Annotated in this window: 10 protein-coding genes and 1 other RNA gene; 3 read left to right on the forward strand and 8 right to left on the reverse strand. The window is 48.3% G+C overall.

Going from position 1 to position 9,324, the window contains the following annotated elements:
* Together H9625_RS12130 and H9625_RS12135 are read left to right on the forward strand one after the other, a co-directional pair.
* Positions 1 to 190, forward strand: a 190-nt coding sequence (locus H9625_RS12130) for a hypothetical protein (protein ID WP_191764539.1), incomplete at its 5' end; no start/stop codon positions are given.
* Between the two features lie 534 nt (positions 191 to 724).
* Positions 725 to 955: a hypothetical protein gene (locus H9625_RS12135; protein ID WP_191764541.1), complete on the forward strand. Its 231-nt coding sequence runs from the start codon at positions 725 to 727 to the stop codon at positions 953 to 955.
* 199 nt (positions 956 to 1,154) lie between these two features.
* Here the strand turns inward: H9625_RS12135 and H9625_RS12140 are convergent, their stop codons facing one another.
* The 8 genes from H9625_RS12140 to H9625_RS12175 form a co-directional block, all read right to left on the reverse strand.
* Entirely contained in the window at positions 1,155 to 1,337 is a 183-nt protein-coding gene (locus H9625_RS12140; RefSeq protein ID WP_191764543.1) for a hypothetical protein, read from the reverse strand.
* A gap of 58 nt (positions 1,338 to 1,395) precedes the next feature.
* Positions 1,396 to 1,671 carry a hypothetical protein gene (locus tag H9625_RS12145; RefSeq protein WP_191764545.1) on the reverse strand — a complete coding sequence of 92 codons (276 nt, stop codon included), beginning with the start codon at positions 1,669 to 1,671 and terminating at the stop codon, positions 1,396 to 1,398.
* Between the two features lie 98 nt (positions 1,672 to 1,769).
* Complete coding sequence (locus H9625_RS12150) at positions 1,770 to 2,048, reverse strand: hypothetical protein (protein WP_191764547.1); 279 nt, start codon at positions 2,046 to 2,048, stop codon at positions 1,770 to 1,772.
* A gap of 368 nt (positions 2,049 to 2,416) precedes the next feature.
* Positions 2,417 to 3,295: a DUF4373 domain-containing protein gene (locus tag H9625_RS12155; RefSeq protein WP_191764549.1), complete on the reverse strand. Its 879-nt coding sequence runs from the start codon at positions 3,293 to 3,295 to the stop codon at positions 2,417 to 2,419.
* A complete protein-coding gene (locus tag H9625_RS12160; RefSeq protein WP_191764551.1) occupies positions 3,292 to 3,537 on the reverse strand; it encodes a helix-turn-helix domain-containing protein in 246 nt (81 codons plus the stop codon). Before H9625_RS12160 ends, H9625_RS12155 begins: the two co-directional genes overlap by 4 nt.
* A gap of 19 nt (positions 3,538 to 3,556) precedes the next feature.
* On the reverse strand, positions 3,557 to 4,804 hold the full coding sequence (locus H9625_RS12165) for a site-specific integrase (protein WP_191764553.1): 1,248 nt from the start codon (positions 4,802 to 4,804) through the stop codon (positions 3,557 to 3,559).
* 172 nt (positions 4,805 to 4,976) lie between these two features.
* Positions 4,977 to 5,373: a transfer-messenger RNA gene (ssrA, locus tag H9625_RS12170) on the reverse strand.
* Between the two features lie 211 nt (positions 5,374 to 5,584).
* Positions 5,585 to 6,586, reverse strand: coding sequence for a malate dehydrogenase (locus tag H9625_RS12175; RefSeq protein ID WP_022039409.1), 1,002 nt, complete (start codon positions 6,584 to 6,586; stop codon positions 5,585 to 5,587).
* A gap of 430 nt (positions 6,587 to 7,016) precedes the next feature.
* Between H9625_RS12175 and H9625_RS12180 the strand changes: the two genes are divergently transcribed.
* The gene (locus tag H9625_RS12180) at positions 7,017 to 9,239 is read left to right on the forward strand and encodes a cation:proton antiporter (protein WP_087250656.1); all 2,223 of its coding nucleotides are present in this window, start codon (positions 7,017 to 7,019) and stop codon (positions 9,237 to 9,239) included.
* Positions 9,240 to 9,324 lie beyond the last annotated feature (85 nt).

Here is a 9,324-nt window from a genome sequence, read left to right on the forward strand (position 1 = left end):
ATTTATGGAATACCTTGGAGGCTTGCCGGTGAAGGCGCGTATATGCGCCGCGTGTATGCACCAAGGGGCACGCAAAGGGGCACGCCCACGCTGCCATCCGCACGGGTATGACTCATGGAATACCTTGGAGGCTTTAGCCGGTGAAGGCGCGTATTTGCGCCGTGTGTATGCATTAGATGGGTATGGATAAGCCTACCTAAGCATATAGGAACGGGGCTTATCCATACGCATCTGTACGAAGGTATTGTCTGTGAACATCCACCGGTCAAATTAAATATAATGCGTATTATATGGTGACTTAACTCTTTTTCCGCTGAAAATGTTACCATATAATGAAAATGCGTTATGTTTAATTAGACCGAGCCCGGAACGGGCTACGTGTACATTCGATGATATACGCATTGCCGATGCTGCTACCGCTGAAAATCTTGACACTGCAGTATCGGCAATGGGTATATCAGCGGCGATGGACGGTGGGTTGCCGTAGAAAGTCGGTGATACCTGCCTGCCTGCCGGAAGGGGCACGCGCCGCATGGTCAGTGCCGACCGGAATGCTAATAGCAGAGCGCTCAAGGGGCGGATTGCCCTCCGCCCCGCCGCCGCGGCGCGGTGCAGCCTAAACGGTAGTGGGTCCGGTCTGTTGCTTCGGGTGCTGTCCGTGTATGGGCTTTGCCCTTGTTCTGGTGCCTTGCGGACGGTAGCGCGGCTTGTCAAGCGGCGCGGAATGGCATTGCTTCCCTCTGATGTCCTTGCTAAAGGTGGCAGCTGCAGCTGGGAAACCGTAGAAGCCGGAGCCGGGCTTTGCCCCATTGGTCTTGCCGCCTTGCGCGGCGAGGCGTGGGGCATAGCCGGGCGGTGCCCGACCGTAGTCACTCCTGGCGGTTGCCTGCGGTGCTGTCCGTGTGTGGGCTTCGCCCGCGTGTCGGCTTCCCCACAAGCTCCAGCGCGGCTGTGATGGCGACCGGAGTGGAGCGAAGCGGAACGGAGTGGCGGCAGCGCAGCGGCGCGGGATGATGCCGCTTACCCACGCCATCCGCACAAGCCGTGGCAGCTGCAGCTGGGAAACCGTAGAAGCCGGAGCCGGGCTTTGCCTCATGAGTCTTACCGCACAAGCGGGAAGGCGTGGGGCATAGCCGGGCGGTGCCCGACGGTAGTCACTCCAGGCGGTAGCCTGCGGTGCTGTCCGTGTGTGGGCTTTGCCCTTGTTCTGGTGCCATGCGGACGGTAGCGCGGCTTGTCAAGCGGCGCGGAATGGCATTGCTTCCCTCTGATGTCCTTGCTAAAGGTGGCAGCTTCAGCTGGGAAACCGTAGAAGCCGGAGCCGGGCTTTGCCTCATGAGTCTTACCGCACAAGCGGGAAGGCGTGAGGCATAGCCGGGCGGTGCCCGACCGTAGTCAGTCGGGTTCCTTGCTTCCGGTGGCTCCTGCTGATGGATTGGCGTTGACTTCCTTCATGAAATCCAGTGCCTGCCTTATGATTGTGTTAACGGTGTCGAAGTCGCATTCATCATCTATTTCGACTTGTAAGCATGAATCATCAGACTCTGCCGTACATGTAACGGTAAGCCTCGGAAAGACGATGTGATGCAGCTGGGCTATGCTGGTACCGTAGCGTTCGAGTATGAACGGATATCGGGCGATGGTGACCTTGAATTGTCCCTTTTTCTTCATGGGATTGTGTCGTTATGTGGGTTATCGGTTATGGTAAGTTCCGGCTCCGGTCGCCTCCATCAGCGCGGCGGCGTGTCCGGTTCCGGCTGGTGCCTGCCTCAGATGCAGGCGAGTTCGTGGCGTGCGTGGGCATGGAGCCAGTAGTCAAGGCGGCGCAACTGCTCCCGGTTCAGCGCGTGGATGCAGCGGATGTAGAGCGCATCGAGTACGAACCACCGGAGTTCTTCGTCTTGTTCGGGCGCATGGGCGATCCGCAGCAGGCATTCGATTTCCTCGAACGGATAGTCGTTTCTCCGTCCTTTTGCCCACATGATTACAGATTTCGCGGTCTCTTCCTGGACGGTCTGATAGCTGGAGTGTAGTTCTTCGTTTGTCATAATCGTAAAGTTTTGAATTAAAATTTATTCTGAACACCTAAGAGCCCTAAAAGAAAAATCCTTTTGGAGCTTTTTTTTTATTCCGACTTACCTTTTCGCCCTGTGCGTGCAAATTTTATTTTGACGGATTAGACCAAAGTTAACGAATGGTCAGAAATGGTAATTCGCTTGCGAATTGGCATTTCTTGGCATTGGTTGACTTTTCGTTCCGGCAAAATGAAAAAAATTTGCACTGGGCGGGAAGGTAAAGAAGTCGGATTAAAAAAAGCGGAAAAAGACGGAACAATCGCAACTTTGTTGCGTAAAGCAATCGATGCTTTGCATCGTAAAGTTATCTTGTTCCTTTCCGCACGGGCACACTCCTCCCGTCACGAAGCTTTGAGCCTTGCCAGCAGGAACCGTCCGGGCATGGTTATCCTGCCTTTGCTCTTCCTGATGTCCTCGAGCAACGCCCAAATGGGGTGTCCTATCTCGCCGTAACGGCACAGCAGGAGAAGCTGCTCGATTTCTTTCGGGGGTATTCGGAGCTGCTGCAGGCGTTCGAGTATGCCCGTGGGGTTGCGGCGTATTCCGTCATCGGGCGGCGTAGGGCTGAGGGGCGGTGTTCCCTCCAGCCGGGAACGGAGTTTATGTACTTCCTCCTCCAGCTTCCCACCGCCTTGCGGGGGGATAGAGGGGGGATTTATTTTATTTTTCTTTTCTTTGTCGGGATTTTCCGCGGGTTTCCGCGGAATTCCGCGGAGTTCTGCGGAGTTCTGCGGAACGGCAAGTTCGGGTTGTCCGTAAGAGGGTGTTCCGGACACGGTTTCTACGGCTTCATCGGCGAAGAGTGGCAGCGGTTCGGGTTGTGCGGTTTCTATTCGTTCATCCTCTATAAGCGCGATTTCATCGGGGATGAACATGCGTTTTTTTGCGCGGCGGCATATTTCGGTGTATCGGCGTTGTATCTCGCGGCTGGTGAGTATTCCGCGGGTTTTCCATATCACTGCATCGAACAGCTCGATATCGGCACAGAAGTTGATGATGTCCATCACTTCTTCTTCATCGATGTTCCAGTATTCGGCGCAGTCGAATGCCTGATCATCGGTGAAGCGGATGAAGCATCCTTCTACGCGGTAGATTTCGTTTTGCACGTAGTTGTATACGGCATAGCCCTGGCACCCGAACCGCTTCTTCAACCTCTTTATCTTGATGTCCTGGAAGCGGTCGGTTTCTGCCTGGTAGTATGTCAGTCCGGTCTTGCTCATGGCTGGGGATTTTTTGGGGTTACTTTCCGGAGTGCTGCGATGATTTCCTCTGCCTTGTAGAGGTAGGTCTGCCCAAGCTGGTAGGCTGGGATTGTGCCGTTTGCGCGGAGTTTTTTCAATAGCGATTCGGAGATGTTGAACATCTTCTGCACCTGCGAGCTGCGGAGGAACTCTTGTTCTACGTGTTCGGGGATTACGATTTTTGTCATAGGAGACAATGGTATGATTTTCTTTGCTGCCATATTGTTTTGTTTTTAGGGGTTAGACTGATTGTTTTTTCTTTTCTTCCTCGATGCTGAACTTTGTCCTTAATCCGGACATGTCGTCAAGTATCTTCTTGTCTACGATTTTGGCGTAGATTTGCGTGGTGGCGATGCTGGCATGACCGAGCATCCGGCTTACGGTCTCAATGGGTATTCCGTTCGATAAGGTGATAGTGGTTGCGAAGGAATGGCGTGCCATGTGGAATGTGACTTCCTTACTGACACCGGCAATTTGTGCGATGCGTTTCAATTCTCTATTAGTGACTTGGTTTGTAGGTACCGGGAAAATCTTTGCTTTTTTCTTTCCTCCATGGAATGCGGTGTAGCGTTCGATAATTTTCAAGGCAGGTTCGAGTATCGGAACTGCTACCCGCTGTTTCGTCTTTTGTCGATGATAGAGCAACCATTCCGAATTGTCAATGCCGATAGTGATGTTTTCTACCGTGATTTGTGCGACATCGATGTATGAAATTCCGGTGTAACAAGCAAAGATGAATATGTCACGCACTATAGAAAGAGCGGGCGAAAGAATGGCTTTCTCGATAGCGTTTATTTCGTCCATAGTGAGGAAGCCTCGTTCGGATTTAGTCGGGTGCAGGTTTGTGAGGTTTACCGGGTTCTTGGGAATCCAGTCGTTATCCACCGCGATGCCAAGGATTTTTTTCAGGCGTTTTAGGTTTTTAATTGCTCCGTTTGCATGGCAAACCTTGATAGTATCTTGCCTGCGGTATCCTTGTAGGTAGGCGTAGAACTCGTTGACGAAAACCTTATCAATCGATGTTATATCGTAGTCGTTTACTTTTCGGGTGATTCGGATGAAATTCAGCAAATGCCGTAACGTAGTGTCGTAACTGCGCATGGTGTTGTAAGTAAGGTTTTTCCCTTCTATAGCCTTGTGGTACTCAAAAATTGACCGGATTGTGTTGACTTCGTTCTGTTTGTTTTGGAACATAAGTCGGAAATTCTCGATGTTGAGCGCATAGCCTTTTTGCTGTATGCGTGCCACCGTATCGAGAACGAAGGTGTATAGCTGTTCGAGTGTTCGGTTAGCGTCCCGGTCTTCGGCTGTCTTGCCAGTCGAACGCTGTAATTTTGTAGACCAATTTTTGTTGTGGATTGTAACATTTGCGGGGATTTCGTATCTTTGCCCCGTAATGGTAATACGGCAGAAAATCGGTGATTTTTCCGCTTTTCCTCTTCCTTTCCTTTGCCAGAAGAGGATGGAAATTTTGCTTTTTCTCTTCATAATGGTAATGTTGTGGTTAAAGTATTCCGTTATAAAGAGTAAAGCCAAAACATATGTCACCGAATATGGCACCTTGTAAGTGTGTGGTTTTTTTACTGAGTGCCTTTTGATAACAAAAAACCCAGCTAAATACAACCGTTTTAGCTGGGTTTTATCGAAAATGTCTCAAAGTCAGTGGACCTGGAGGGAGTCGAACCCTCGTCCAAACAAGGAAGCCATATGCTTTCTACATGCTTATCTCTGCCTTCGGTTTTCGTGCGTAAGCAAGACCAGAGCCACCCACTTGCGCCTTAGCCTTTAAAATTTCATTCTGGTCGCAAGGCTAGACCAGAACTATTCCCGATTTTGCTGCACCGCTTGACCAAACGCCTCGGAACAAGAGCTTTTGAGCGATGTCTCGTTTCCATCACTGTGACGGAAATAAAGTTAATCTACTGTACTTCGATTAAGCAGCGAGAGCATAGTTTTCGTTGCCAGATAATTGTTCAGTAACTGAGATTATAGTGCAAATCACTGACGCACTGCATGCTTACATACCACATCTCTTGCTGTCAAATCCAGTCAAGCCCTTAAGTGATGATTGTTTGCAAAGATAGGTATTATTGGGAAGATAACAAAATAATCTGTCACTTCTTTTTCTTTTCTTTTTCCTTTTTTGTATTGAAAAAGCTTATGCCGGGATAAAAAAACTCCCACAAACATTCGTTTGCAGGAGTTTTATGGAGATTGTATTTTATTTGTTAACTCAAAATCTGAGCCGATTTGTTGCCTTGCAACTTATTATTTGATGTTCGGATTCAGCTTGTTCCATTCAGAGATAGCAGGAAGAACGCCCATAGCGATTACTTCATCACGCAATTCGCAGAGGTGAGCGTAGCTCTTGTCCAAAGCAGCTTGTTCTTCTGCAGTTCCGTTCAGAGCAGCGCAGTGGCAACCGTCAGCAGTGATTGAAGTTTCCCATGCCATCATGATGTGGTCGTACTTATCGTTTGAGATATATGTACCAGCCGGCCAGCGGAATGCCTTGCCACCCATAGCAGCACCAATCATTTCGATAGAAACGTATGCCGGGCTTTGGAATGAAGAACGTCCGCGCAATGCGATGATGTTAGCACCGCCTTTGGTTACTTTCTGTTGGATTTCTGCCCATTGTTCTTTGCTCAGAGCGTCAGTGCCGATGATGTCGGTCAACGGTTTGCCGTTAACTTTAGCAGTAGAAGCGAATACAGCCATCTGTTCGCCGTGACCACCGTATGTGCGGCAGTTTTCAACAGCGTCCATAGGTACGTTGAAGTATTTAGCCAGTTCACTGCGCAGACGGGTAGAGTCGAGGGCAGCCAAGGTAGTAACCTGTGAAGGTTTCAAGCCTGAGTACAACAACGTAATCAGACCGGTGATGTCAGCCGGGTTAAAGATAACCACGATGTGTTTTACATCTGGGCAGTATTCTTTTACGTTCTTACCGAATTCTTCAGCGATAGCGGCGTTGCCTTTCAGCAAGTCTTCACGGGTCATGCCTGCTTTACGGGCAGCACCTCCTGAGTTCACGATATATTTGGCACCTGTCAGCGCTTCTTTGATGTCTGAAGTGAAGGTTACGTTTACGCCTTCGAAACCGCAGTGGTACAATTCTTCAGCCACACCTTCCAATCCCGGAGCATACGGGTCGTACAAGCAGATGTTAGGAGTCAAACCCATCATAATGGCAGTCTGAGCCATGTTAGAACCGATCATGCCGGCAGCACCAACAATGGTAAGCTTTTCGTTAGTTACAAATTCCATAATTCTATTATTTTAGTTAAGTTATACGGTAATTCTTTTTTCTGACCGATGCAAAGATAAAAAGTTCTTTTGTTTGTGAGAATCTTTGTGCATAGAAAAGTGTGAAAAATCTGCATCTTTTCAACTTAATTACGGAAATATTTCACTATTTTTAAGTTGATGACTCCATTTTTGTAATCAGCACTTGGCAAAATGTGAAATCGGGGTGTTGTCTTCAGAAACGGACACACCAGGTCAAGAAAAACTTTTTGGAGAAATTCAAAACTGTTTCTCGGTCTGTTGGGATATCATAGTTTTCGTGAGGCAATGTTTTGGGTTGTGACTGGGAGAAAATACTGGCGACAGATATAAAAAACATTAAGGAGGAGATGCCGGACATCTTTTGTCGGTTGATTTTGATTAATTTTGCCCCGATAAAATTTTAACGAATATGTCCGAATTAGCTCCATTAATTACCGATTTAGGTATTATTCTGGTTGTGGCGGGATGCGTCATGATTCTGTTCAAGTGGCTGAAACAGCCGGTTATCTTGGGTTATATTGTGGCTGGGTTTATTACCGGTCCTTCTGTGAGTTTTTTGCCTACGGTGTCTGATACGTCTGACATTAAGATTTGGGCAGACATCGGTGTTATTTTTTTGTTGTTCGCCATGGGATTGGAGTTTTCTTTCCGCAAGCTTTTGAATGTAGGCTTGAGTGCTATGGTGGCTACCGTTACTATTGTGTGCGGTATGATGTTCTTGGGATATGTGGCGGGAAATATGATGGGATTTTCTCATATTACCAGTCTTTTTTTGGGCGGAATGCTTTCTATGTCGTCTACGGCGATTGTTTTTAAGGCTTTCAATGACATGAACCTGCTCCAGCAGAAATTTACAGGAATCGTGTTGGGCATTTTGGTGGTAGAAGACCTTGTAGGAGTTGTCATGCTGGTGGTACTTTCTACGTTGGCTGCAAGTAGTCAGTTCGAGGGCACGGCGTTGCTGGGTAGCCTGATGAAGCTGGTCTCTTTTCTGGTGTTTTGGTCGGTATTGGGGATTTACCTACTTCCTACCTTAATAAATAGGATCAAACGTTTTGTCAGTGATGAGATTCTGTTGGTGGTTTCCTTGGGGCTGTGCTTGCTGATGGTTATGATTGCAGTAAGAGCAGGGTTCTCTTCGGCATTGGGAGCTTTCGTCATGGGCTCTTTGTTGGCCGAAACCTCTGAAAGCGAACGTATCAGCCGGGTAGTGCAACCGGTTAAGGATTTGTTTGCAGCTGTATTCTTTGTATCTGTAGGTATGATGATAGACCCGATGGTTATCCGCGATTATATTGTGCCTATCTTGTTGCTGACTCTTTTGGTTCTGGCAGGGCAGAGCTTTTTTGGTACTTTCGGAGTTTTGCTTTCAGGACAGCCATTGAAGCTGGCGATGAAATCAGGGTTCTCGTTAACACAGGTTGGCGAGTTCGCCTTTATTATTGCCTCGTTAGGTGTGAGCCTGAAGGTGACAGATACACATTTGTATCCCATTATTGTGGCAGTATCTGTCATCACTACGTTCTGTACACCTTATATGATACGTTTTTCCGAGCCTGCATACCGGTTTGTCGACCGTCATTTGCCGGTATGGGGCAAGCAGGCTTTGTCGCGCTATGTTTCCGGTTCCATATCCGAGAAGCACCAGAACGACTGGCACCGTCTGTTGCGGGGAATGATAGTAGGCGTGTCGGTGTATCTGGTTCTCTGCATAGGCGTTATAGTCATATTCTTTTCTAAAATACATCCTTTCATCCAAGGTCATCTGCCAGGACTTCAGGGCGATTTGCTGGGTGCTTTGATTTTGTTGGCAGTGCTTTCACCGCTTCTGTGGGCGATGGTGGTCAAGAAAAACCATTCGCCCGAGTTCCGCCGTCTGTGGGCAGACAATCTGGTAAATCGCGGTGCTTTGTCATCGCTGGTGTTGATTAAGATTATTCTTTGCATTACCATTGTAATGAGTGTTGTGGTCCGTTTGTTCAATGTGGCGTCTGGATTGGGACTGGTTATTGCTTTACTGGTGGTGGCTGGACTATATTTTTCGAAACGTATCCGCAAGCGTTCGTTGGAGATTGAAGAGCAGTTCGAAGCCAATTTTCAAGGACCGGACGAAGAAAAGAAAAGCTCTTCTTTGTTTGACGGGGTGGGAGACACTACTTCATTGTCCGACCTCCATGCAGTCGATTTCACCGTGCAGCCCAATTCTGTTTGTGTGGGTAAGACGTTGAAAACACTTGCTTTCCGCACCCGTTATAGGGTAAATATCATTACTATTGGTCGTGGCGATGCAGTCATTGATATTCCGCAAGGTGACGAGATGCTTTATCCGTATGACAAAATTACTGTAGTAGGTACCGATGAAGACCTTTCGCAATTTGCTCGGGCACTGGAGCAGAAAGAAGCCTGTGCCGGTAGCGGAACATCTTCACGCAAAGGGACACGCATTACTAACGTGTGCGTCGACGAACATTCTTCCTTGTTGGGCAAGAGTGTGGGCGAAGTGAAATCCGACCGTGCTATCATTTTAGGTGTAGAACGGGGCAAGGAAGTGGTGAAGAATCCTTCTCCAGCATTTGTGTTTCAGTCGGGTGATATCGTATGGATGGTTGCTTCGTTTCGTAAGCCGGTATAGGCGCGAGGCATTAAGAAGCTGTTTTGAATTTCTCCAAAAAGTTTTTCTTGGCTTGATGTATCCGTTTTCGTGTGTGCTTTGGGCG

The organism is Phocaeicola intestinalis (genome assembly GCF_014837065.1).
GTDB lineage: Bacteria > Bacteroidota > Bacteroidia > Bacteroidales > Bacteroidaceae > Phocaeicola > Phocaeicola intestinalis.